At 51.2% G+C, this 23,727-nt stretch carries 21 protein-coding genes; 4 read left to right on the top strand and 17 right to left on the bottom strand.

The window, feature by feature from the left end:
- Positions 1 to 61: 61 nt before the first annotated feature.
- The 3 genes from OCV62_RS05580 to OCV62_RS05570 form a co-directional block, all read right to left on the bottom strand.
- Entirely contained in the window at positions 62 to 730 is a 669-nt protein-coding gene (locus tag OCV62_RS05580; RefSeq protein ID WP_021916366.1) for a PBECR4 domain-containing protein, read from the bottom strand.
- A gap of 307 nt (positions 731 to 1,037) precedes the next feature.
- Positions 1,038 to 1,793, bottom strand: coding sequence for an exodeoxyribonuclease III (locus OCV62_RS05575; protein WP_262585538.1), 756 nt, complete (start codon positions 1,791 to 1,793; stop codon positions 1,038 to 1,040).
- Positions 1,794 to 1,839: 46 nt separating this feature from the next.
- Complete coding sequence (locus tag OCV62_RS05570; RefSeq protein ID WP_262585537.1) at positions 1,840 to 2,493, bottom strand: YigZ family protein; 654 nt, start codon at positions 2,491 to 2,493, stop codon at positions 1,840 to 1,842.
- A 193-nt stretch (positions 2,494 to 2,686) separates the two neighbouring features.
- Here OCV62_RS05570 and OCV62_RS05565 point away from each other — a divergent pair, with 193 nt between their 5' ends.
- Positions 2,687 to 5,578 carry a transglycosylase domain-containing protein gene (locus OCV62_RS05565; protein WP_262585536.1) on the top strand — a complete coding sequence of 964 codons (2,892 nt, stop codon included), beginning with the start codon at positions 2,687 to 2,689 and terminating at the stop codon, positions 5,576 to 5,578.
- A 114-nt stretch (positions 5,579 to 5,692) separates the two neighbouring features.
- On the opposite strand, the gene OCV62_RS05560 is transcribed toward OCV62_RS05565, so the two are convergent.
- The 12 genes from OCV62_RS05560 to argC all read right to left on the bottom strand — a co-directional run bounded on the left by OCV62_RS05560 (position 5,693) and on the right by argC (position 19,534).
- The gene (locus tag OCV62_RS05560) at positions 5,693 to 5,854 is read right to left on the bottom strand and encodes a hypothetical protein (protein WP_262585535.1); all 162 of its coding nucleotides are present in this window, start codon (positions 5,852 to 5,854) and stop codon (positions 5,693 to 5,695) included.
- Positions 5,855 to 5,857: 3 nt separating this feature from the next.
- Complete coding sequence (locus OCV62_RS05555) at positions 5,858 to 7,753, bottom strand: autotransporter outer membrane beta-barrel domain-containing protein (RefSeq protein WP_262585534.1); 1,896 nt, start codon at positions 7,751 to 7,753, stop codon at positions 5,858 to 5,860.
- Positions 7,754 to 7,878: 125 nt separating this feature from the next.
- Entirely contained in the window at positions 7,879 to 8,304 is a 426-nt protein-coding gene (gene fucU / locus OCV62_RS05550) for an L-fucose mutarotase (RefSeq protein ID WP_021916371.1), read from the bottom strand.
- 72 nt (positions 8,305 to 8,376) lie between these two features.
- Positions 8,377 to 11,376 carry a fucose pyrophosphorylase domain-containing protein gene (locus OCV62_RS05545; protein WP_262585533.1) on the bottom strand — a complete coding sequence of 1,000 codons (3,000 nt, stop codon included), beginning with the start codon at positions 11,374 to 11,376 and terminating at the stop codon, positions 8,377 to 8,379.
- 99 nt (positions 11,377 to 11,475) lie between these two features.
- A complete protein-coding gene (locus OCV62_RS05540; RefSeq protein ID WP_021916373.1) occupies positions 11,476 to 11,907 on the bottom strand; it encodes a DMT family transporter in 432 nt (143 codons plus the stop codon).
- A gap of 85 nt (positions 11,908 to 11,992) precedes the next feature.
- The gene (locus OCV62_RS05535) at positions 11,993 to 13,369 is read right to left on the bottom strand and encodes a sugar ABC transporter substrate-binding protein (protein ID WP_262585532.1); all 1,377 of its coding nucleotides are present in this window, start codon (positions 13,367 to 13,369) and stop codon (positions 11,993 to 11,995) included.
- Between the two features lie 36 nt (positions 13,370 to 13,405).
- Positions 13,406 to 14,620 carry an aspartate aminotransferase family protein gene (locus OCV62_RS05530; protein ID WP_262585531.1) on the bottom strand — a complete coding sequence of 405 codons (1,215 nt, stop codon included), beginning with the start codon at positions 14,618 to 14,620 and terminating at the stop codon, positions 13,406 to 13,408.
- A 55-nt stretch (positions 14,621 to 14,675) separates the two neighbouring features.
- Complete coding sequence (gene argB, locus OCV62_RS05525; protein ID WP_412270315.1) at positions 14,676 to 15,542, bottom strand: acetylglutamate kinase; 867 nt, start codon at positions 15,540 to 15,542, stop codon at positions 14,676 to 14,678.
- 91 nt (positions 15,543 to 15,633) lie between these two features.
- A complete protein-coding gene (argJ, locus tag OCV62_RS05520) occupies positions 15,634 to 16,857 on the bottom strand; it encodes a bifunctional glutamate N-acetyltransferase/amino-acid acetyltransferase ArgJ (RefSeq protein WP_262585530.1) in 1,224 nt (407 codons plus the stop codon).
- A gap of 53 nt (positions 16,858 to 16,910) precedes the next feature.
- Positions 16,911 to 17,360 (bottom strand): GNAT family N-acetyltransferase, encoded by a 450-nt coding sequence (locus OCV62_RS05515; RefSeq protein WP_118496007.1) that lies wholly within the window; start codon positions 17,358 to 17,360, stop codon positions 16,911 to 16,913.
- A gap of 6 nt (positions 17,361 to 17,366) precedes the next feature.
- Positions 17,367 to 17,888 carry a DNA-deoxyinosine glycosylase gene (locus OCV62_RS05510; RefSeq protein ID WP_262585529.1) on the bottom strand — a complete coding sequence of 174 codons (522 nt, stop codon included), beginning with the start codon at positions 17,886 to 17,888 and terminating at the stop codon, positions 17,367 to 17,369.
- Positions 17,889 to 18,466: 578 nt separating this feature from the next.
- Positions 18,467 to 19,534 (bottom strand): N-acetyl-gamma-glutamyl-phosphate reductase, encoded by a 1,068-nt coding sequence (gene argC, locus OCV62_RS05505; RefSeq protein ID WP_262585528.1) that lies wholly within the window; start codon positions 19,532 to 19,534, stop codon positions 18,467 to 18,469.
- 238 nt (positions 19,535 to 19,772) lie between these two features.
- On the opposite strand from argC, the gene OCV62_RS05500 reads away from it, so the two are divergent.
- The 3 genes from OCV62_RS05500 to OCV62_RS05490 all read left to right on the top strand — a co-directional run bounded on the left by OCV62_RS05500 (position 19,773) and on the right by OCV62_RS05490 (position 22,318).
- Positions 19,773 to 20,996 (top strand): argininosuccinate synthase, encoded by a 1,224-nt coding sequence (locus OCV62_RS05500; protein ID WP_021916381.1) that lies wholly within the window; start codon positions 19,773 to 19,775, stop codon positions 20,994 to 20,996.
- A 176-nt stretch (positions 20,997 to 21,172) separates the two neighbouring features.
- Positions 21,173 to 21,466 (top strand): DUF1294 domain-containing protein, encoded by a 294-nt coding sequence (locus OCV62_RS05495; RefSeq protein WP_021916382.1) that lies wholly within the window; start codon positions 21,173 to 21,175, stop codon positions 21,464 to 21,466.
- Between the two features lie 117 nt (positions 21,467 to 21,583).
- Complete coding sequence (locus tag OCV62_RS05490; protein ID WP_262585527.1) at positions 21,584 to 22,318, top strand: response regulator; 735 nt, start codon at positions 21,584 to 21,586, stop codon at positions 22,316 to 22,318.
- Between the two features lie 77 nt (positions 22,319 to 22,395).
- On the opposite strand, the gene OCV62_RS05485 is transcribed toward OCV62_RS05490, so the two are convergent.
- Positions 22,396 to 23,331 carry an ArsR/SmtB family transcription factor gene (locus OCV62_RS05485; protein WP_118496012.1) on the bottom strand — a complete coding sequence of 312 codons (936 nt, stop codon included), beginning with the start codon at positions 23,329 to 23,331 and terminating at the stop codon, positions 22,396 to 22,398.
- A gap of 133 nt (positions 23,332 to 23,464) precedes the next feature.
- Positions 23,465 to 23,725, bottom strand: coding sequence for a DUF6171 family protein (locus OCV62_RS05480; protein WP_262585526.1), 261 nt, complete (start codon positions 23,723 to 23,725; stop codon positions 23,465 to 23,467).
- Positions 23,726 to 23,727: the final 2 nt, after the last annotated feature.

The following is a 23,727-nucleotide window of genomic DNA, read 5'->3' as shown; positions in this document are numbered from 1 at the left end:
ATAAGGAAATTTGAAAGGTTCTATTTTTAGGGCGCTATTTCTAAAAGTTCCTTTTTTACTACTATAAATCTATCTTTAACTGTTCCTTAATTCTTTCCTTTTCGGTTTGAAACAGCCCTTTTTTGATTTCATAAAACAATCTGCTATATGTATTTTCCCTATCTGATTTTTGCAGAATAAACATAATCTTGTCTGGTCTGGAGCAATATGCTGTGATCGGAGCGTTCAGTAAAGTGGTCGGAATCGCCGCTTTGGCTCTGTCCACTTTATCGCTTCCTTTTATTTTTATGCGCGCATCATACCCAATGACTCCGTTCGCATTTCCGGTAGCCATTTCAAAATCATTCTCGCGTGTTACTAAATCTTTTTCTCCAATTTTATAACATTTGCTGTTTCGTAAATCCAACATCTGCTCCAAAACAGCCAGCTTGGAATACATCGTTTTCCTGTCTCTCCGCGGAGTGCATGCCTTTTGTGTCACCATTCCATTCAGACATGCTTCATAAAATTCGACCGCATTGAACATTTCACTTTTCATTCCCGCCAGGTGCATGAAATTATGCTTTCCAAATCTGACCTCATAAAAATTATAACCTTCCGTTTTCTTTTCCCGAAACAGAAATAGCAGTGTCGTATCAGCATATTCGGAATATCGGACGGCACTGCGATGCAGGATCGCCAACACCTCTTCCGACGTCAATATTTTTTCGTTTTTTATGCCGTATTTCATTATTCTCCTTAACGTAAAAGAGAAACCTTTGATACAAAGGTTTCTCCATTTTACCTGCAAAACTGGTTTCGTTCCGGTGCTTTGCCACCACTTTACGAGCCTTTCACCCGTCCGACCTTATTATTCTCTGGCTGAAGAGTAAATGCAAAGTTTTAACGTTGCCAGTGCAACGGAAGCAAACACCTTATGCTTCGTGTCCTGTTTCCAGGAAGAGAGTTTTCTCTTGGTATTTATATTATACACAAAACATCCTGGAATATCAACTGATTCCAAAATTTTTCATATTTTTATCCCCAGCAGAAATTTTTTAATCCTTCAAAATCAGCTCCACCGGGCAGTGATCCGATCCCAGAACCGTTGTGTCGATCTTCGCATCCTCCAGTCTGTCTTTCAAACTTTCTGACGTCATAAAATAATCAATTCTCCATCCAGCATTTTTGCTGCGCGCCTGGAAGCGGTACGACCACCAGGAATAGATGCCCTCCTGATCCGGATAAAAATACCGGAACGTATCGATAAAGCCATTCTCCTGCAGCTTTGTCATCTTTGCGCGCTCTTCATCCGTAAAGCCCGCGTTTTTACGGTTGGTTTTCGGGTTCTTTAAATCAATCTCCTTGTGCGCAACATTCAAATCTCCGCAGAAAATCACCGGCTTGTTCTCTTCCAGCTTCTTCAAATACGCGAAAAAGTCGTCCTCCCATTTCATCCGATAATCCAGCCGAGCCAGACCGTCCTGGGAATTGGGTGTATACACTGTAACCACATAATAGTCCGGGTATTCCAGCGTGATTACTCTGCCCTCGTGATCGTGTTCCTCAATTCCGATGCCGTATGCGACCGACAGAGGTTTCTGCTTTGTAAAAATCGCCGTCCCGGAATAGCCCTTTTTCTCCGCATAATTCCAGAACTGTTCATAGCCCGGCAGCTTCATCTCGATCTGCCCCGCCTGAAGCTTCGTCTCCTGCAAACAGAAAATATCGGCGTCCGCCTCGTTGAAAAAATCCATAAAGCCCTTTGTCATACAGGCGCGAAGCCCATTCACATTCCATGAAATCAATTTCATCCCAATTCTCCATTTCTATTACAACTATGTTCAGCCGCCCAACTGTTTACGCATCCGGTGCCACGAAATACAGCTTCTCCACCTCTTCGATGCCAGCCTTCGCTGCGGTTGCCTCTATAATTACTTTTTTCAATCCGGGCACACACTCTGCCGCAAGCAGCACCGTCAGCTCCACCTGATCCGTGTAAACCGTGTCCTCCGCTTCCAGACCGTTTTGGCGCAGGATGTACTGAATCCTTCCGATTCCATTATAGTCTGTGTAGATTTTTAAACGGACGCCGTAACGCATCGTCCCGATTTTGGACGCGGCAATTCCTTCTTTTACTGCGCCGGAATAGGCGCGCACCAGTCCGCCGGTGCCCAGCAGCACGCCGCCGAAATACCGTGTCACAACGACTGCGACGTTTCTTACGCCCTCGCCTAAAAGCACCTCCAGCATCGGACGTCCCGCCGTCCCGGAGGGCTCGCCATCGTCGCTGCAGCGCGTCAGCTCCGCTTTCGTGCCGATGACAAACGCCGAGCAATTATGCCGGGCGTCCCAGTATTTTTTCTTCATCTCATCAATAAACGCAACCGCCTCTGCTTCGGATTCGACCGGACGGACGTTTGCGATAAAGCGCGATTTTTTTTCCACCAGCTCTGCCTGACCGCCCTCCAGCACCATCCGGTAAGGCTCCCTGACCGTTTCTTTTTCTTCCATAAAAATTCTCCATTCTACAGCTGCCCTGCGGTTTCTCATCTGTCCCCTGACAGGCGTTTCCCGCTTCCCAACCAGTATAACAGCATTTCTTTTTGTGAACAATATCTTAATATGGCAGAAAAACCTTTATTTACCTGCCCGATTTTGCTATAATCAGGGGAGGTAATGTCCAAAACCAAGGAGGTTTCATTGCATGAATTATGGCAAAAAGAGTGTAAAACAGAAAAAGAAAGCACTCCAGTCCACATCTTCGAAGCTCGGACGCAAATGCCTGCTCACCTTTTCCAAGGTGCTGCTTTTATGCGTCATTGCAATCGGGATTATCGGCATCTGCGCCGGACTGGGGGTTTTCAAGGGGATTATAGATTCTGCACCTACCATCACACTGGAGGATGCAACTCCCACCCGATACTCTTCCTTTATTTATGACAGCAAGGGAAACCAGATGGCGAAGCTGATCGCCGAGGACTCCAACCGTGTCCCCGTTACGATGGATCAGATTCCCACCGATCTGGCAAACGCCTTTGTCGCCATCGAGGATGAGCGTTTTTACCAGCACAACGGTATCGACATCATGGGGATTCTCCGTGCCGGCGTAACCGCTGTAAAGACCGGCTTCAAACGGCAGGAGGGTGCCAGCACCATCACCCAGCAGCTGATCAAAAATACCGTCCTGACGACCTGGACTCAGGAAAAGACGCTGGGCGAACGAATCAAGCGAAAAGTTCAGGAGCAGTATCTTGCGATTCAGCTGGAAAAAGATACCAACGACAAATCCAAGATCCTGGAACAATACATGAACACGATCAACCTGGGACAGAACACGCTGGGCGTACAGGCTGCCTCCAAGCGTTATTTCAACAAAAACGTCTGGGAGTTAAGCCTTTCCGAATGCGCGACCATCGCCGGAATCACCCAGAACCCGTCCAAGTATAATCCGCTGACCCATCCTGACAAAAACCAGGATCGCCGTGAAAAGGTGCTGACCAACATGCTTGAGCAGGGCTATATCACACAGGCGCAGTACGATGAGGCGGAAGCGGATACTGACAGCTTATACCGCAGAATCCAGACCGCCAACCTCGAAGTCGGCGGAGATTCTTCCGTAGACTCTTACTATGCGGATGCAGTCAAAGAAGCCGTAACCGAAGACCTGATCGCAGCCGGCTATACCGAAACCCAGGCTTACGTCATGGTTTATTCCGGCGGTCTGAGCATTTTCTCCGCCATGGATCCCGATATTCAGGCGATCTGTGACTCCGTTGCTTCTGACGAATCCCTCTATCCGGACGGCACGCGCTGGCTGTTAAGCTACCAGCTGACCTACCGCGATCCTGATTCTGAGGAGGAAGGCGGCATCGTCAACATCAGCTCGGAAAAGTACAAATCCTATTATCAGGAAAACGGCGACAAAAACTTCAACCTCCTGTACAGCTCTCAGGAAGAGGCGAATGAAGCGATCGAGGCTTATAAGGCTGCTACGATTCCCGACAGTGCGGAAATTATCGGCGAATCCATCACCCTGTCGCCCCAGCCCCAGATTTCCTTAACGATCGAGGATCAGTCCACGGGCTATGTCGTTGCCATGATCGGCGGCCGCGGCACCAAGGAAGGAAACCTGACCCTGAACCGCTCCACCGATGCGGTTCGTCAGCCGGGTTCCACCTTTAAGATCGTCTCCACCTATGCGCCCGCTCTGGACAGCGCCGGCATGACTCTCGCGGATGTCGAGGTCGACGGTCCCTTCAACTATGACAATGGCAGACCGGTATCCAACTGGTATTCCAGCGGCTACCGCGGCATCTGTTCCCTGCGGGATGGTATCCGGGACTCCTTAAATATCGTTACGGTAAAGGTCCTGACGCAAATCACCCCCCGTCTGGGCTATGAATATTTACAGAAATTCGGCTTTACCACGCTGGTAGACGGCGTAGAGAAAAACGGCAAGATTTTCTCCGACGTCCAGCAGGCCCTCGCCCTTGGAGGTATCACATATGGTGTAAAAAACATCGAATTAAACGCCTCCTATGCCACCATCGCAAACGGCGGGCAGTATATCAGGCCCAAGCTGTATACGATTGTAAAAGATCACGACGGCAACGTTATTTTGGATAACACCAGCACCGAGGGTACGCAGGTCATCAAGCCCTCCACCGCATTCCTCTTAACGAGCGCAATGCAGGATGTTGTCACCTCCGGTACCGGTACTGCTGTCAACTTCGGCGGCATGTCCATCGCCGGTAAAACCGGTACGACGTCCGATTATAACGATATCTGGTTCTCCGGCTACACACCGTACTACACCTGTACGACCTGGACAGGTTATGACAACAACACAAAGCTGCGCAAGGGCGAAGAACGAAGCCTTGCAAAGAAGCTCTGGAAAGCAGTCATGAGTCAGGTGCATGAAGGTCTGGAAAACAAATCCTTCTCCCAGCCTGCCGATATCGTCGCTCAGACTGTCTGCGCGCAGTCTGGTAAGCTGCCGACCGCACTCTGCGGTGAAACCTTAAAGACAGAATATTTTGCTGCAGATACGGTTCCGACCGAAACCTGTGACGTACACTATCAGGGTAGTGTCTGCGCCTACAGCGGTCTTCCCGCAGCAGATGCCTGCCCCTTTGCAACAGAGGGTACTCTGGAAATGCTTCCGGAAAACGAACGTATCCTGACCGGTCAGGTGACCTCCGAGGATTCCCAGAGGGTCTGCGAGCACAGCTCCGTCTTCATGACAACCCCCGGTGCAGATCAGATCATCGAGCAGGAACGGCTCGAGCTTCAGCTGCGCAGCAACTCTGCACAGTACGAAGCTCTGCTCGTAAGCCTGCAGCAGCAGCTCCAGACCGCAGTAGAGGATAAGGCGATTGCAGATCAAGCGCTTGCAGCGGCTGCCGATGACAATGCAAAAGCGGCTGCACAGAGCGCTGTTGACGAGGCACAGAGCCGCATCGACAGCCTCAACGCACAGATCAATCAGTTAAATGCCGCACAAACCTCTGTCCAGACACAGTCTGCCGCAGCTGCACCGTCTTCCGACGGCAGCGCAGCCGACAATGTCCCTGTCGATGATGGAAATGCAAACTAACGCGCTTACAGCGCATATCTGGAACTAAAAATAGCATCTATTTCCTATCGAGCAAAAAGCTCCTGTTGGAAACCACACTTGCTTTCGTGGTATGATTCCAACAGGAGCTCTTTTTTACTTATTTTTATTCATGACAATAGAATGCTCACAGAGCGTGCATTCTATTGTTTCCCGCTGTTCTTCTGTGCCAATTCCCTTGCGGTCTGCGGGTCGATGACGATCTCCACAAACCGCCGCAGGACGGTGGCAGCTGCCGCCCTGGGCGACTTTTTCCATCCATTATGCTTCTTCCGGCACTGCACCGAAAACTGCGCTCAGGTATAAAAATCCAGTGTATCCCTCCTGATTCAGCAGCGTCTGCACCGCATAGCCAGCCGGAACTACTACTCTCCAACGCTTTCCAAGATACCGAAAACGCACAACAACCGTCAGGTCATTTCGTTTGCTCAGCTCCTCCATCGTGCTGCGGTCAAAGCTCATCCAGTTCTTTCCGTCCACTTCCAGAACTGCTCCGGGTGCTGCATTTTTGATCTGTCTGCGCACCGCTTTCTGGAACTCGACATAGCCGGAGCTTTTCTGTACTGTCGTCTGCTCTTCCGAACCGGAAGCACCCGGATTAGAAACGCGGCTGTTTTTCATTTCTTCCTTTATGATCCGTCTCAGCACTGCGGACAGATTCACACCGCCGCCACGCGGAACGATCACCGACCAGGTTCCATCTGGCCGTTGAAGGACCTGTGCTTTTCCTCCGGAAATGGATTCCAGCTCGTACCCTTCTGCAATCTGAATCGTAATCCCAAGCTCCTGATTTTCCTGCGCGACATCATACTCCCCGTATTTGGAGGTTCCGTCTACCGAAAAGCTGCCGCCCTCCGAATTGTTCCACCGGATCATATACCGGATCGCAGCATAAATCTTTTCATTCAGCTCCCCGATTGTTTCATCCTCCGGATTGTTCTGATACAGATCGTTGTCATAACTGTTCCAGATAAAATTTTCATTCTTTGCAGCCAGCTCTCCCACCACGATATCCGGCAGACTGTTCAGAATATACTCCTGTGAAACGCCCGGGATTGTATCCACATAAATCGCGCTCGCCTCTCCGCCGGCTTTCGCTTTCTCAATGATCAACGTTCCCTTCTGGCTTCCGATATCCTTACAATTGATGCCCACGGCAACACCGTTTCCTTCTGCTGTCGATACCGTCCCTTTTACGATGACAGTCGCGCCGGTCCCTGCAATAATAGCGGGATACACGTCTTCAAAGTCCTCCAGTTCTCCGTAGAACGTTCCGCCTGTCACATTTCCATCGACGGTAACCGTTGCATTTTCTTGCGCAAACATGCCGGCGCCGGTCTTCGTCCCTGCATCTCCTTTCACGCTTACCGCTGCGTTTCCACCCGCTACAATGCCAACAAGCGTTTCGCTTACGGAACCGCCTACCGTTACGTCAGCCTTTCCTTTTGTAATGACCGCTTCTCTCCCTGAGACATCGCCTCCGATTTTTATTATGCCGGTTTCTCCATAAATGCCGACCGAGTTTTCACCGGTTGCAGTCACATCTCCATCCACGATCAGCGATGACTTATCTCCGTCGTGTACACTTACTCCCGTCATACCGTTTCCATCCGCAGTCACGTTACCTTTTACATGAACCGTGCTGTCTCCGTATGCCGAAGTTCCTGTCATGTACTCCCCGGAAACTTTCACATTTCCGGCTGTCGCTTTCGACCCGCTTTCTGCAATCACGCCGGTCGATTCTTTTCCGCCAACCTCCGTATCCCCGACCGTCAGGTTGCTGCCGTTTGACGCCAGAACACCCGTCTTCTCGCTTAAATCCGTTGCTGTTACCGTTCCGTTTACCGTCACAGTCCCTTTTTTCGCAATAACCGTATCGATTCCGTTTCCTGTCACATTTCCGTTTACGGTTACCGTAGAACCGTCTGAAACCAGACCGCCCGAAACGTTTCCGTTCACCTTCAGATCAGAGCCTTCGATCGCCATGGCTCCCGGCGACATCACGCCTCCCTGCAGCTCTCCGTTTACATCTCCCTCTACGACCTTCACTTCGCCGCCACTTGCAAAAGCAGGCTGTGCATACACCGTCATCGGCATAACCGAAGCAGCCGTAAGCGCTGTTGTGAGCATCCATACAAAATAATGTTTTCGCCTCATTCACCTTCCTCCTTTCTAATATAGGCAAATCGTAATAATGTACAGATTTTATCGTATTTATAAAAATATTATATTTGAATCTTTTTCTTATGTATCTGCCTGCCCCGCCAACCTTTTTCCAGCCCCTACTTCACAACACCTTTTTTCAAAATAATGTTGGCATACTGAGCTTTTTCTCCGGTCGCTACCACGCAGTACGCCTTTTTGGCGCGCTCGTAATAGGCAAACCGCTCGATCTTATGCACCTCTGTGTCCGGCTCATAATAGTTCAGGAGAGCCTTATAAGCCTCCCAGATCACCGGTACAACCGTATCTCCCGGCACGACCTCCATCAGGACGAAATGCTCGGGATCGTACTGATCCAGCGGAAACAAAGGCAAAATCGCCGCCAAAAGCTCTGCCGTACCGATTCCATCCGCCCGGATCACCCGTTGTCCGATGCTGCTGGACGGAAAGTTCGCATCCGCCAGCACGATCTCGTCTCCGTGTCCCATTTCATCAAGAACCTTTAACAGCTCCGGTGAAATCAGTGGTGAAATTCCCTTCAACATATCGAATATCCCCTTAAACTTATTCTGCAGCAGCGCGCCTGCTACGCCGTATTTTCGCCGCACGCGCTGTCATCACACCAGGCTGCAGCGCCATACCTCCACGCCGCTGTCCTGGAATACCTCTCTCAGACGCTTCTGCACCTGTTCCGCAGTCACGCCTTTTTTCAGGATAACCTGTAAAAAGCCTCCGCCGCCTGCGCCGCAGATCATCTTTCCGTCGATCAGATCCTCCACGGAACTAAAGATCATATCAATACAGGTATTGGTACAGCCGCCATCCAGCCGTCTGGAAAGCTCCCAGTGCTGGTTCAGGAGCTGTGCAAAGCCGTCTACATTTCCCTTTTCCAGCTCAAAGCGCATCAAAACCGCTATCCGCTGGATCTCATAAAGCACCTCCACCGTATCCGGGTTACCGCTCACATAGCGGCTTACAATATCGCGCAGCAGGTTTCTTGCAAGCCTGCGCTGTCCGGAATAAATCAGGCAGAATCGCTCGTTTAACTCCTGCAGCGTCTCTGTGCTGATGCTGCATGGACTGCAGCCGATTTCCTGTACAATCGCTGCATCGCTGGTCACCATTTTGATTCCGGGCGCAAGCCCGCCCACCTGGTCCTGCCAGCCGCCGCCCGTGGACATAATCTGCTCCATGCACAGGACCCGGTTGTACAGCTCCTCCTGGGACAGCTCCTTTCCGAGCATCCGGTAAATCGCCTTGACACATGCGCCCGCAAGAATCGAGGACGTACCGAGGCCGCTGCCTCTCGGGATATGAATCACCTGTGTGGACAAATAGAGCCCGCTGCCGAGATTTTTCGTCACCTCTTCGACAGAAATCTGCTCCCGGTACGGAATGATGCCGCAGGCGATCAACGCCGCCTTATGCAGGGCAAAGGGATCGTAAGGATTGCTGGAATCCTGCAGCTGACTGATTTCAGAAAATGCCTGCTCTGCACCGCTGTCCGCGCTGGCCAGCACGATCTGATTGCCCGGAATCTTTTTCACAACTGCCTCGACAGGATTCTGTCCATCCAGCTTCACCGCCGCATTCAGCACCGTTCCGCCGTGCTCCATGCAATATGGAGGCGTATCGCTCCAGCCGCCGCCCCAGTTGACGCGCACGGGCAGGCGTACCACCACTTCCTCCTGCTCCATTTTTGCCGTCGGATCGTAGGAAAGCCCTGCCACCGCCCCGACAAGAATCGCGTTTCGGATCGTATCCAGGCACAGGTCAAGATACTTATCCTGCTTCGTCAGACAGGACAACGCATAATAAATCCGGATTTTCCGGGAAAATTCGAACAGCTCCTGTTCGTCCAGCTTTTCCGCCAGACCGCAAAGCTGCCGGATTACGCGCGCATTGATCTCCCCGTTGAACACCTTCACCGCCTCATGGAGGTTATCCTTTTTATCGATGGCCTCCAACAGGGATTCGATTTTTACCTTATCCTCCAGCTTATCCTGCCAGGGCAGAATCGCCGTTACATCCGCCTGGTTGAAGCTGTCTTTTAAAGAAATCCCGTCTTCCAGTGTTGGAAAACCATCTTCATATGCACGCAGTGTCGCAGATACTGCTTCCTGAATCGTATTTCGAATCGGATAAACTGCCGCCGTCCACAACGGTTCGCCGATCTTTTTTCCAAATAATGCCGCTTCCTTCGGATTGTCGCATACACCGTACATCCGGACAACAAACCTGCCGTCCTGCAGCTTTAGCCCATGCAGTACCGTATCCGCCGGAACGCTCTGTCCGTCCAGCGTCACGCCGGAGATCACGCAGCGCTCCCCGACAACCGTACCATGATGCAAATAGCTGTCCTCGATATAGCTTCCCGCGCCAACGTTTGCGCGCAGACTGATATAGCTGTTTCCAGCCCCATAGCTTTTTTCCTGACTGTTGGTGTTGATCCGCGCCTGCCAGCCCAGATGCGTAAATTGCTCCATCCCCTCCGTCATCAGATGCAGCAGCTCCCGGGTCGTCCCAAAATGGATAAATGCCGCCGGTGACATCCGGATCAGCTTCATCTGATAGGGATGCAGCGCCGCCCAGATTTTTTCCCGGCAGGCTCTCAGCTCCGGTGTAAACTCACCCTCGGGCGTCTCTTGATAATACTGCTCCAGGGTGGAATCCGACGCCAGTGGATACAGAAAGTCCGCATAAAACGAAAGCCGCGCCTGTTCGTTGACACAGGCGGCAAACTTTTCCTCTGTGTCGATCAGGCTGTAAAGGGAATTGAGCAGGTCTACGCTCATCATAACCGCACCGGTGTCGATATCCACATGCCCGTGCTCGTCCACCGCACCCATTTCGTGCAGCTGCTCTACGGTCTTTTTATGTAAAAATCCGCCGACATTTCCTTCCCTGTCCCGTCTGTATACACCGTGGTTTTTGCCGATTTCTGCAGGTTCCTTGATCGACAGCGCCGCTGCGCCTTTTCCGTAAAAATCGATCTGCAGCGGGTTAAACAGCAGCAGCACATCCCCGGAGCAGACAAGCATTCCGGCGTTCATCCGCGCCGCAACGCCGCACATGGCAATCATAAATTCGTCGAACAGCGTCGATCTGCGGCCATTTGGAAGAATCCGCGGCACGGGGGAAAAGAGCTTGCCGCAGGCAGAATACTGGGGCACGCGCTTACTGTCCCCGCCGGAATGGATGACCAGAATACGCTTGCCGTCAAAGGCGTGGCAAGCTGCTTCGCCGGGCTGCGCAGACGCTAACTGCCTGCTCTCTGCTGCGCCGTCACCCTGCACTGCGCCATGCGGCACAGCAGCCGGACTCTGCTTACCCGCCGCATGCTCCCGGATATACCGCAGCACATTTAAAGTCGCGCCGCCGCTTCCGACACGCTTGCCGTCCGGATCAGGCAGCACCGCATAGTGTGTCTTTTCCGGGAGCATCTGATGCTTTAAGCGGTAGGAAATCTGCGCACGATATGCCTGAGCCTGGGCCTCGTTCGAAGCCGTCAGCACCACATAATCCCACAACGGCAGGTTCGGGTTGTGCAGAATTTCCTCATACTGTTTCGTACAGTCCCGATAAGACTGCTGTAAAAATAACGTCTGATAAGACAATCAAATACACATCCTCTCTTGTATTTCATGGCTGCAGATACCAAAATCCAGCTCCTTCTGCAGACCTCTCACTACTGGTAGGATAGCATATTCCGGGCGCTATTTCCACTGAAAAACGGCAATTCCGACAGCCGCTACAGCAAGTCCGATCGCCTTTCTCCACTCCCACGCTGCTTTTTCAACGCCGAACAGCCCAAACAGCTCCACAAGGTACGCCGCCGCGATCTGCGCCACCACGATAAACAGAACCGCCCTTGCCGGCCCAAGCATCGCCATTGCCTTAATCACCGTCCAGGTAATCCCGGCGCCGAGTACGCCGCCAAGCAGCAGATACTTCGGCTCGCTCCTAAACACGGCAAACAGATTCGACCGGTCCGCTGCAAGCCAAACTGCCAGGCACGACAGCAGCGCCGTCGCCTGCACAAACACATTCGCAGACCAGATGCTCGACGCTTTTGTGACCTGTGTATTGAAAATGCCCTGCACGCTCATCAGAACCCCGGATAAAACTGCAATCAAAAATCCAACCATCCTGCAAGCCTCCTTCTTCCGTCCGCCCTGACAGCGTCCGGTATGAAATACAGTATGCGTTATGGTTGGATTTTTATACACGTTCTTATTCTTCTTCGCTCTCGGCGTAATCGATTTGAGTCTCCGTAGGCACTTCGATATATTCTTCTTCCACGTACTGCGTGCCGGTTACCTGTGTCATTATTTTTTCCGAAAGGTCTTTTAAAACGTCCGAAACGTTTTCTCCCTCCCAGATTTTCGTCTCCGCGATCTCCATCTGTACCCAGAAGTTCGCAGTCGCCATCAGCTTCGGCACCGGAACCGTCTGACTGTATTCCTGCCAGAACGCTGCCATCTCCTCCGTCTGCTGCGCTGCGCTCTTTTTGGCAGGCACAAGGGTACTGCGGTCAAACAGCTTATCCGCGCTGTCCGTGCAAAGCCATGCTGCGAAATTATCCGCCTCGTCCTGATGCTTGCCGTAGCCGTTTACAACAATGCTTCCGGTCACGGAAATACCGCGGGAGCAAACCGTTTCACTGATATCCGGCAGGGACGCTACGCCGTATTCCCACGCAAAGCTTCCGTCTGCCTTCGCCTGCACAACCCGATCCAGAATATCGGTGGTCGCGATCGTATAAACCAGCTTTCCATCCAAAAAATCCTGCACAACCTGGTCGTAGCTCGAAGTCTCCGCATCGATCGAGAAAAACTGACTCAGCTTCTGGTACGCCGCAAGCCCGTAAACCGCATCCTGATTATAGATGTTGATCCGGGACGAATCATCCCCGCAGCTTCCGCCAACGGTGATATAATTTCCTGCAAAGAAATAATTATAGAAAAAATCAGATACATCCCATCGGAAAACCGATTCTACCGTTTCCGGCGCGTTGTACTCATCCGCAAAATTCCGGATATCTTCAATCGTTTTCGGAATCAGGGACATCTCGTCCGTTTCCAGCTCTGCCGCCGCCTGCTCCAGATACGTCTGGTTGTATACAAGCGCGCTGGTTTCAAAATACAGCGGATAAGCAACCGCATGTCCCTGATAGGTCACAGCGTCCAGTGCAGTCTGCGGGAAATTTTCGGTATTCAGGACAGCATTCTGATCCTTCACATTTACCGCCAGCCCGGCAAGGTACGCTTTTTCCAGTCCGTCATTGCTGATCAGGTAAACATCCGGCATCGATTCCTCTGCGATGGAAGCGTCGTTTACTGCCTCGAGATATTCCAGACCGCTTTTCAAAACCGGAACAACACGAACGCCGGTCGCATCCTGATATTCAAGCGCCATCGCGGAAAGATAATCCTCCAGTTTTTCCTCGGTATACCACACCGTCAGCGTCGGTTTGGACGACAGAATACCGTCCGTAGAAACGCCTGCCTTATCCAGGGCAGAGACGCCCGCATAAATCAAAGCCCCCGCAGCACAGACACCGCAGACCGCCCCGATCAGTTTTGGGTAAAAAGACATGTTCCTCTCCATTTCTTTCTTTTTTGCCGCGCCGCCGTTTCCCGGCAGCTACGCGTTTTGCTCCTGAAGCGTTTTCAGGCATGAATCCAGAATTTCGATCATTTCATCCACATCTGCGTCGGTGATGACAAGAGGCGGAACGAAGCGGATAATATTGGTTCCCGCGTTGATCAGAATCAGACCGTTTTCCAGCGCTGCGTTGATCACAGGCGCAACCGGACGGTCAAAGACAAGTCCCTGCATCAGTCCCATGCCTCTTCTGTCCGTGATAAAATCATATTTTGCTGCCAGGCTGTCCAGCTTTTCTTCCAGATAAGCCGACACCTCCCGCACATGCTCCAGAATATTGTTTTCTTCAAACAGCTCCAGCACCTTTGCCACAGCTGCACATGCCAGCGGATTGCCGCCATAGGTCGTGCCGTGGTCGCCTGCCGTAAGCGAATGCTGTCCGACCTTTTCCGTCATTAAAAATGCACCCACCGGAACACCGCAGCCAAGGGCTTTTGCCGTCGTCATGATATCCGGCTTTATGCCATATTTCTGCCACGCATACCAATAGCCGGTTCGTCCCATGCCGCACTGGATTTCATCCAGAATCAGCAGGATATCCTTTTCATCGCACAGCGCGCGCACTTTTTTCAGAAAGTCCTCCTGTACCGGATAAATTCCGCCTTCACCCTGCACGGTTTCCAGCAAAATTGCACACGTCTTGTCATTTACACATGCCAGCACGCTGTCAAAATCGTTGAGATCGGCAAACCGGATATTGCCGATTCCGGGCTCAAATGCCTCTCTATAATGCGGATTGCCGGTTACCGACAGTGCTCCCATCGTCCGACCGTGGAACGAATGGTTCATGGCAATGATCTCATGATCTGTCGTGCCGTCTTTTAAATAAGCATATTTCCGCGCCGCCTTGATCGCGCCCTCAATTGCCTCCGCACCGCTGTTGGTGAAGAACACGCGGTCCATCCGGGAAACCTTTTTCAGATGTCTTGCCGCTTCCACCGCAGGAACATTGTAATAATAATTCGAGGTGTGGATGACCTTGTCGATCTGCGCCTTCAGCGCATCATTGTACTCGGCATTATGATAGCCGAGGGCAAACACCGCAATACCAGCCACAAAATCCAGATACCGTTTTCCTTCTATATCATATAAAGATACGCCGTCGCCGCGATCCAGAACGACCTGATACCGATTATAGGTATGCAGAAGATCCTGCTCGGCTTCGTCGATATACTGCTGCATCAATTCACCCATGTTTCCTCCATTCCGCAGGCACTCTGTGCCGAAGGTGCTTTGCACTGCTTTAAACCTACTCATCGTCTCCGACAATCGCTGTTCCGATCCCATGATCTGTAAAAATTTCCAAAAGCAGACAGTGGGGGATTCTGCCGTCCAGGATATGTACCCGGTTGACGCCGCCTTTGACTGCCGCCGTACAGTTGTTTAACTTCGGCAGCATGCCGCCGCCGATCTCGCCGCTGCTGACAAGCGCTTCCGCGTCGCTTGCTGTAATGCGGGAGATGAAAGAGGATTTATCAGAAAAGTCTTTGTACAGACCTTCTACATCCGTCAGGAACACGAGCTTGTCCGCGCCGACCGCCCTTGCGATCGCGCACGCTGCGTCGTCTGCATTGATATTATAGGTCTCGCAATTTTCATCCATGCCCACCGGAGCTACGATCGGAAGGTAATCGCGGTCGATCAGATCATATAAAATCTTGGGATTTACTTTGGTCACATCGCCGACAAAGCCGATATCCTTCCCATCGGAATATTTCTTTTCCACCTGCAGAAGACCGCCGTCCTTGCCGCTGATACCAGCTGCGGGTACGCCAAGCTCCTGTACCATGGCAACCAGATTTTTGTTGACGCGCCCCAGTACCATTTCCGCGATTTCCATCGTTTCAGCGTCCGTCACGCGCAATCCGTTGACAAAAACAGGCTCCTTGCCGGCTTTTGCCACCCATTTGCTGATGGCCTTGCCGCCGCCGTGTACGATGATCGGCTTAAACCCTACCAGCTTTAACAGCGTCACGTCCTTGATGACGTTTTTCTGCAGCTCTTCATTGCTCATGGCGCTGCCGCCGTATTTTACCACGATAATTTTCCGGTTGAATTTCTGGATATAGGGGAGCGCTTCAATCAGCACCTCCGCTTTTTTCATGATCTGTTCCATTTCCGGTTTTTCCACTTTTTCCTCCCATTTCTGCGCACGTTTCCTTTTGCGGCGCTGTGAGACTGTTTTATCGTTCTAACGCCGGTTCGCGTCAGCTGCGGTAGTCCGCGTTAATCTTGACATAATCGTAGGTTAAGTCACAGCCCCAGGCTGTCGCTTCCGCCTCGCCCATCTTCATATCCACAAGCGCAGTCACCTCGGAGCAGGACAGAATCCGGGTCGCTTCTTCCTCGCTGTAATCTGCCGCCATACCATCCTTGAAGATCAGGATCTTTCCGGCGCTGCTTTCCAGATACAGTTCTATCGCCTCGGGATCGAATTTTGCCCCGGAATAGCCCAGCGCACACAGAATCCGTCCCCAGTTCGCATCGTGTCCAAACAAGGCTGCCTTTGTCAGGCTGGAGGTGATGACCGATTTTGCCAGGGTCTTTGCATCTTCCTTATTATCCGCATGAATGACCTTTACCTCGAACAGTGCGGTTGCGCCCTCGCCGTCGCCTGCGATCTTCTTCGCCAGCGTCTCATTGACATAATGAAGCGCTTCCACAAACGTATCGTAGTCCGCGCCCTTTTCCGTGATTTCAGGGTTTCCCGCCTGGCCGTTTGCCAGCACAAGCAGCGTATCGTTCGTCGAGGTATCGCCGTCTACGGAAACCATGTTGAAGGTATCCTGCACGTCAGCGCTCAGTGCTTCCTGCAGAAGCTTTTTGGAGATATTCACATCCGTTGTCACAAATGCGAGCATTGTGCACATATTCGGATGAATCATGCCGGAGCCTTTGCACATGCCGCCGATGGTTATTTCTTTTCCACCAATCATCACCTTTACTGCAACCTGCTTGTTGCGGGTATCCGTTGTCATAATCGCCTTTGCCGCATCGGTTCCTGCCTCTTCTCCGGGCTTGATCGCCTTTGCCAGCATACGCACACCTTCGGTCATTTTTTCCATCGGAAGCTGCATACCGATGACGCCGGTCGAACAAATCAGGACGCTCTGAGGAGAAATCTCCAGCGCATCTGCTGCCGCTCCTGCCGTCTCCCTGCAATATTCATAGCCGAGCTTTCCGGTACACGCATTTGCGATACCGGAGTTTACAACGATCGCCTGAGCTTCCCACTCGCTCTCTACGACTTCCTTATCCCATAAAACAGGAGCCGCTTTTACTACATTCGTCGTAAACACGCCCGCTGCGCGACACGGCGTTTTGGAATACACCATTGCCATATCTTTTCTGTTCTGATACTTGATCCCGGCCTCTACGCCGGCTGCCAAAAATCCCTTTGCCGCGGTTACGCCGCCTGTAATGATCTCCATATGTTCCTCCTGCCTTTCTTTTTATGTCAGATTGAGCAGTATCTTTTGCCCGCTCAAGCGTTGAAATTTTCGATATTTTTCTGATTTAAAACAAAATCGTAATAGTTTAAATCTTCGCGCTTCGTCCAGCCGATCTGCTTCCAGAAGGCGTTTCCGATATCATTTTTCGTAAACGCGATCAGGGATACCTTATTGATGCCCTCCTGCTGCAGCGCATTCATACAGTGCACCACCATCGCCCTGCCGATCCCGTGCATCCGGTAATCCTCATGCACACAGACGTGATACAGACAGCCCCTGCGCCCGTCATGCCCGCACAAAATCGCGCCGACCACTCTACCGTCCATCTCAGCGACTACGCTGATTCCGGGATTTCGCTTCAAAAACCGCTCCACCCCTTCTCTGGAATCGTCGATTGTCCGGATCGAAAACCCGTGAATCGTCATCCAAAGGGCGTATACCTGATCATAATCCTCTATTTGCATGCTGCGCACTGTAACCATTGTTATTTATCCTTTCCTGCCAGGGCCAACATAAGGCAAAAGCGCCTCGCCCCAGCTTTTTATCAGCCGTTCAGGCGACCATGCCGCATTCGCCGGCGACGTGGAGGGAAGCTTCCCCGCTTCCCGCTGACATGCCTTCTCACAATATCTGTGATATAACTCCCATGACTTTGCGCCGTTGCAAAACACCGCCTCAATCCTGGAATTCTGCAAAAGCCCGGCCACATCGTTTGCTGCCACATCCCGGATGGAGCTGTCCGAAGACCCTACAATCCGACAGGAAGCGATCACATCCCACACAGCGATCCCATTTGCCAGCAAAAAAGCCTTTTTCTCCTCCACCGACACCGGAACCTCCGTCTGACACACCCCCGCTAAAACCTTCCAAAACCGGTTCTGCGGATGCCCGTAATAAAAATGATTCTCCCTCGACTTCACCGACGGCAGACTCCCTAAAATCAACACCCTGGAATGCCCGTCCACAACCGGCGAAAAAGGATGCACCACCAACTCCTGCCCGACAGCCATCCAAAACACCTCAATCCTTCAAAGCTATTTCAAAGCACAAAAATTCTCTAACCCTAGATTTTACAAACAACTCCACGGAAAATCAAGACCTTTTTACCCCAACAGGGCAAAGTCGCCTACGGCGACCAGCCCACACAAACTCAGCCCTACCTCCCGGGCCGCTGTTGCCGCAGGCAACCAGGCCTCACCGCCGAAGTAGGCGCAGTCGGCGCAGCCGACCAGCCCCCAACAAACTCAGCCCTACCTCACAGGCCGCTGTTGCCGCAGGCAACCAGGCCTCACCGCGCAGACTGATTGCCAGCCCCGGCTGCCGACTGCAATTGCGTCCCCTTGATTTGCAAGCGAAACTTTTGCAAAAACGCACAGGCTTCCGGCACCGAACGTCCGACTGTCCGAAGCAGGCATGCACAACCGCCAAAGCAGCCAAAAACCTACCACCATGCCTGCAAGTTTCGGACGCGAGGTGCGCCCTTAGGAAGCCGACGCGCTTTTGCATAAAAGTTTCAGCGCGCAAATCCCGGGGACGCAATGCAGTCGGCTGCCGGGGCGGCCAAAGTCTGCCGGGAATCCACCATCCCTTACGGGAACATCGGCACAAGATCCAGGCCCTCGGACTCCTCCAGTCCAAACATCAGATTCATATTCTGCACCGCCTGTCCTGCCGCGCCCTTCACCAGATTATCCATGGCACCCATCATAATCACACGCTTCGTCCGCGGATCGACCTTAACGTTCACATCCACAAAATTGCTGCCCTCTACCCACTTCGTTTCCGGGCACACACCCTCCGGCAGCACGCGCACAAACTTCTCATCCTGATAATATTTGTCATAGGCTGCCCGAATCATTGCAGCATCCGGCAGCCCAAGGCTTCCGTCCGGCTTTTTCACTTCTTTTAAGGAAGCATAAGCCGTCACCAGAATTCCACGGTTCATCGGAACCAGATGCGGCGTAAAGTTCAGCACAACCGGACAGCCTGCCGCATAGGACAGCTGCTCCTCGATCTCCGGCGTATGGCGATGGCTCGCAACACCGTATGCCTTGATATTTTCATTCACCTCACAGTACAGGTTTGCAACCTTTGCACTGCGCCCTGCCCCGGAGGTACCGCTCTTTGCATCAATAATCAGCGTATCCATATCGATCAGTCCCTCTGCTGCCAGCGGAAAGATCGAAGTAATGGAGCAGGTGGGATAACAGCCCGGATTTGCTACCAGACGAGCCTGTTTAATCGCCTCACGGTTTCTTTCACACAGACCGTAAACCGCTTCCGGAACAAACTGCGGAGATTTATGTTCGATTCCATACCACTTTTCATAAGTAGCAACGTCCTTGATCCGAAAATCCGCACTCAGATCGATCACCTTTGTATTGGAAAGGATTTCCTCATCCAGAACTCCTGCCAGGAAGCCCTGGGGCGTCGCGGTAAAGATCACATCGACCTCTTTTGCCAGCTGCTTTAAATTATCATCCTTACAAACATCCTCTACAATCTGAAACATATTCTGATAAACAGACGCATATTTCTGATCCACATAGCTTCTGGATCCGTACCATTTGATTTCTGCCTCTTTATGCCCGTATAAAAGACGGACCAGCTCCCCGCCGGCATAGCCGGTCGCTCCGATAATTCCAACCTGAATCATTTTCTTTTCCTCCTTAACATTGCATAATCATACTGCATTCGTGTATAATATTCAAGTATTTTTGGAATATATTCCATTTTTTCTGAATAAAATATTTATAATTTGCATAAATTTACACTTGCATTCCTTCGCATCCGGGTGTATAGTAATTTCAGTCAGTCGGGAACGGATGCTTCCATCCTTATCTTGACACAGCTTGAAAGAAAAATCAAACACAGCATATGGAGGAGTAATTATCATGAAAGAAAAAGTTATTTTAGCGTATTCCGGCGGTCTGGATACCACAGCCATCATTCCGTGGCTGAAAGAGAATTTCGACTACGAAGTTATCTGCGTCTGCATCGACTGCGGACAGGAAGAAGAGCTGGACGGTCTGGAAGAAAGAGCAATCTCCTGCGGTGCTTCCAAATTATATATCCTCGATGTAAATGACGAACTGTGTGACGAATACATCGTTCCCTGCGTACAGGCACATGCTGTTTACGAAAACAAATACCTGCTGGGCACCTCTATGGCGCGTCCGCTGATCGCAAAGAAGCTGGTTGAGGTTGCCCGCAAAGAGGGCGCTACCGCAATCTGCCACGGCGCTACCGGCAAGGGCAACGACCAGATCCGTTTCGAGCTCGGCATCAAAGCCCTGGCTCCTGATTTAAAGATCATTGCTGCATGGAGAAACGATAAGTGGACCATGGATTCCCGGGAATCCGAAATCGAATACTGCCAGGCTCACGGCATTCACCTTCCTTTCTCTGCAGATTCCAGCTACAGCCGCGACCGTAACATCTGGCACATCAGCCATGAAGGTCTGGAGCTGGAGGACCCCGCAAACGAGCCCAACTACGGACATCTGCTTGTTTTAGGCTGCACTCCCGAGGAAGCTCCCGACGAGGCAGAATATGTTACCATGACCTTTGAAAAAGGCGTTCCGAAGAGTGTAAACGGTGTAGAGATGAAGGTTTCCGACATCATCCGCACTCTGAACAAACTGGGCGCAAAGCACGGCATCGGCATCGTCGATATCGTAGAGAACCGTGTTGTCGGCATGAAATCCCGCGGCGTTTATGAGACTCCCGGCGGAACGATCCTGATGGAGGCACATCAGCAGCTGGAAGAGCTGATCCTCGACCGCGATACCTATGCAGAAAAGATCGATATGGGCAACAAGATGGCTCAGATTGTATACGAAGGCAAATGGTTCACTCCTCTGCGCGAGGCAGTTCAGGCATTCGTAGAAAAGACTCAGGAATATGTAACCGGCGAAGTAAAATTCAAGCTCTACAAGGGCAATATCATCAAAGCCGGCACAACTTCTCCTTACTCTCTCTACAATGAAAGCCTTGCTTCCTTCACAACCGGCGATCTGTATGACCATCACGATGCAGAAGGCTTCATTAACCTGTTCGGACTTTCCAGCAAGGTTCGTGCAATGAAGATGCAGGAAGTAGAAAAGAACAACAACTAATCACCATACGCTAATAAAGGGCTTCCGTGCTTTTGGCACGGAATCCCTTTTTTTGTTACAGTTCACTCGTATCTTTTTTTGCCCCGGCTTCTTGCAATCTTTTTTTCGATCTCCTATAATAAATCCTATAATAAATACGAAGTGATTTAATTTTTAAAAATACAGGGAGTTTTTGAATGGATGTTTTACTGATTTTGGCAATTTATCTGCTGATTGTAAATCTTGCAGGATTTGCTGCAATGGGAATTGATAAAAACCGCGCACGCCGCAAGGCATGGCGCATTCCGGAATCGACGCTGTTTCTGCTCGCCATCATCGGCGGCAGCATCGGAAGCATCGCCGGGATGTATACATTCCATCACAAGACACTGCATCCACAGTTCGTCTGGGGAATGCCCGCTATTTTAATCCTACAGATTGCTGCGGTTTTGTACATCCTGTTCGGTCCTGTTTCCATTTCCCTCTTATAACAGGCCGGCGCTTACAGGCATCCTGTAAAACGCAGCTAAAAAAATTTACAGTTCACTCGCACCATTCGCAAAATCGCATCTTTGAATGCTATTTACAAAAGATCAGGAGGTATCATTATGCACTTGGCAATCTGTGATGACCATATGGCGGACCGAAAACAAATGGAACGCCTTCTCGGACGGGAATCTGACCGCCGCCTGAATACAACCGGTGTCCTGTATGTGGACTCTTTCGGCAGTAAGGAATCTATCCTCGTAACGCCTATGATCTATGATGCAATTTTTATGGATATGACAGAAGACGGCTGCGATGCGATCGAGCTTTCCCACATGCTTCGGGCCGATGGCACAGATGTCCCCATCGTTTTTTGCTGCGATAAGGTAGACTACCGCAAATCGAAAAATCTTCCCGATAATGCGCTTTTTCTGGACAAGCCCATTGTCGTTTCCGAGCTTACCGAAACCATCGACCATCTGCTGTCCATTAAAAACAGCAAGGTAAAAAAACTCGAATTCCGCAACCAGACCGACACCATTTACCTGACGGAGGACCAAATTTCCTACGCTTGGCCGAAAAACAACCGTCAAGTCTGCATTCACACTGCCGACGGCAGAGACTACACAACCGATATGTCCCTTGCTTCGTTTTGCGGCACTTTAAACAAATATGATAACTTTGTCCTGCTTGCCAGTAATACGGTGCTCAACATGCGGCAGATCCGATCCATCTCCATGCTTAAGGTAACGATGCAGGACGGCAAATCCTTCCGCCTGGGCTTTGGAGAAGCGAAGATTCTGCGTAAATCGGTAGATGCCTGTATGAAAAAACCAGCGCAGGGAGAAAAGGCGTAGCAAACAAAAGAAACGGCCTCAGCTGACAAAAAGGCGAACAAATCAGCTGAGGCCGCACCTCTATTCTTCTAAAGATCTCATTCATTCCCTTTTTCCATCGGGCTGTAGCGCATCCGCACACGGATTCCCTGACTGTAATTGCCAAAGCCGCTGCCAAAGAGCGTCATGCCGCCCACATGGGCAGCATCCTCCTGTACGGCAAATTTTAACCGGATCTGGCTTTTATAATCGAGCTGCAGCTGAGTTGTGGAAACGTCTGAAATTTTCATTCCATCAATATATGTCCCGTTCTGATCGATAACAAGCATTTTTAACAGTCCGTACTGATTCCATCCGGAAAACCACCAGTTAGGTGTAAACAGCCCGTGCCTGTCCCCAAAGTCTCCCGGAGATGTCCACACTCCAACCGGCGTGTCATTTAATAAAAAGGTAATATCAGAGGGCCAGTCGTTATTAAAGCCCGGTGCCTCACTGGAAATCTCCATGGTGAAGGTAAGCTCATCTATCTTTTGTCCTGCCGGAAGGATATTCGGGACCAGATATTCCACATAGCCTTTCGAAAGCCATAAAATTCCAGCTTCCGCGCGATCCGGATGGGCAAAATAGCGGGGATCGTCCACTTCACCGATCATCTTTTTCGTCGTGGAAATGCCGCAGGTGGGAAATACCTGATAGTCCGAATACTGCCCCACCGGGATTTCTGCCCGGAAAATACTGCCTTCGCCTGTCTCCTCCTGCGTCCCGATCTCCACCAGGATTCGGGTTTCCAAAACGCTGCACACCTTCTGGTTTCCATGTCCGACACTGTCCTGGGTCACACGGATCAGCCCGGCCTCCTCCAGCTTTCGGATATGGCTGGTCAGCGCGCCGTTGGTGATCTGCAGCCTGGCTGCGATCTCATTCATATTCATTTCTTTTTCTTTTAACAGCAGTAAAATGATGTTCACCCGGATATCCGAGCCAAGCACCTTGAACAGCTCCACGCCCTCTTCCAGATTTCTGATATGCAACATCTGATTTCCCCCCTTTTTCCTGGTTTATCCAGCTACGATGTCCTGCTTTTCCTGACTGCGATACCCGGCTTCTTCCGTCTACGCTCCTGTCACGGTCGATCCATGCTGCCACAACGTCAGCCATCCGCAGGGTCTACTTTTCCCAGTGGCGATACGGACAGCGATTCTTTTTCACCGCAGCCCGCAGCTCCACATAACAGCCGCATGCCAGACAGGTACCGGCTTCCAGATAGTCGCACGCCTTACATACTTCCAGCCGTTTTTCATACACCTGCTGCGCCGTTTTTACGTCCGGGTCGAGCTGTACAATATAGCGGTGCAGCTGTTTCATATAAGCTTCTTCGTCAAGCTCCCGCAGCAGGCATTTCAAGCAAGGCTTCTTCTGTGTGTCCATTT

This window comes from Gallintestinimicrobium propionicum, from assembly GCF_025567525.1.
In the GTDB taxonomy this organism is placed as follows: domain Bacteria; phylum Bacillota; class Clostridia; order Lachnospirales; family Lachnospiraceae; genus Gallintestinimicrobium; species Gallintestinimicrobium propionicum.
Note: the sequence above shows the minus strand (reverse complement) of the source record. Positions and strands in the feature narration are given on the sequence as shown.

What these genes read in the sequence shown, in the direction of transcription:
- OCV62_RS05565 (WP_262585536.1), top strand. Translation starts at nt 2,687, where the DNA reads ATGAATTATGGCAAAAAGAGTGTAAAACAGAAAAAGAAAGCACTCCAG.
- OCV62_RS05485 (WP_118496012.1), bottom strand. Translation starts at nt 23,331, where the DNA reads ATGTTGCATATCAGAAATCTGGAAGAGGGCGTGGAGCTGTTCAAGGTG.
- argB (WP_412270315.1), bottom strand. Translation starts at nt 15,542, where the DNA reads ATGGAACAGATCATGAAAAAAGCGGAGGTGCTGATTGAAGCGCTCCCC.
- fucU (WP_021916371.1), bottom strand. Translation starts at nt 8,304, where the DNA reads ATGTTGAAGGGAATTTCACCACTGATTTCACCGGAGCTGTTAAAGGTT.
- OCV62_RS05480 (WP_262585526.1), bottom strand. Translation starts at nt 23,725, where the DNA reads ATGGACACACAGAAGAAGCCTTGCTTGAAATGCCTGCTGCGGGAGCTT.
- OCV62_RS05510 (WP_262585529.1), bottom strand. Translation starts at nt 17,888, where the DNA reads ATGGCTGTCGGGCAGGAGTTGGTGGTGCATCCTTTTTCGCCGGTTGTG.
- argJ (WP_262585530.1), bottom strand. Translation starts at nt 16,857, where the DNA reads ATGGAGATCATTACAGGCGGCGTAACCGCGGCAAAGGGATTTTTGGCA.
- OCV62_RS05515 (WP_118496007.1), bottom strand. Translation starts at nt 17,360, where the DNA reads ATGGTTACAGTGCGCAGCATGCAAATAGAGGATTATGATCAGGTATAC.
- OCV62_RS05495 (WP_021916382.1), top strand. Translation starts at nt 21,173, where the DNA reads ATGGATGTTTTACTGATTTTGGCAATTTATCTGCTGATTGTAAATCTT.
- OCV62_RS05560 (WP_262585535.1), bottom strand. Translation starts at nt 5,854, where the DNA reads ATGGAAAAAGTCGCCCAGGGCGGCAGCTGCCACCGTCCTGCGGCGGTT.
- OCV62_RS05530 (WP_262585531.1), bottom strand. Translation starts at nt 14,620, where the DNA reads ATGGGTGAATTGATGCAGCAGTATATCGACGAAGCCGAGCAGGATCTT.
- OCV62_RS05570 (WP_262585537.1), bottom strand. Translation starts at nt 2,493, where the DNA reads ATGGAAGAAAAAGAAACGGTCAGGGAGCCTTACCGGATGGTGCTGGAG.
- OCV62_RS05540 (WP_021916373.1), bottom strand. Translation starts at nt 11,907, where the DNA reads ATGGTTGGATTTTTGATTGCAGTTTTATCCGGGGTTCTGATGAGCGTG.
- OCV62_RS05580 (WP_021916366.1), bottom strand. Translation starts at nt 730, where the DNA reads ATGAAATACGGCATAAAAAACGAAAAAATATTGACGTCGGAAGAGGTG.
- OCV62_RS05555 (WP_262585534.1), bottom strand. Translation starts at nt 7,753, where the DNA reads ATGAGGCGAAAACATTATTTTGTATGGATGCTCACAACAGCGCTTACG.
- argC (WP_262585528.1), bottom strand. Translation starts at nt 19,534, where the DNA reads ATGATTCAGGTTGGAATTATCGGAGCGACCGGCTATGCCGGCGGGGAG.
- OCV62_RS05575 (WP_262585538.1), bottom strand. Translation starts at nt 1,793, where the DNA reads ATGAAATTGATTTCATGGAATGTGAATGGGCTTCGCGCCTGTATGACA.
- OCV62_RS05500 (WP_021916381.1), top strand. Translation starts at nt 19,773, where the DNA reads ATGAAAGAAAAAGTTATTTTAGCGTATTCCGGCGGTCTGGATACCACA.
- OCV62_RS05490 (WP_262585527.1), top strand. Translation starts at nt 21,584, where the DNA reads ATGCACTTGGCAATCTGTGATGACCATATGGCGGACCGAAAACAAATG.
- OCV62_RS05535 (WP_262585532.1), bottom strand. Translation starts at nt 13,369, where the DNA reads ATGGAGAGGAACATGTCTTTTTACCCAAAACTGATCGGGGCGGTCTGC.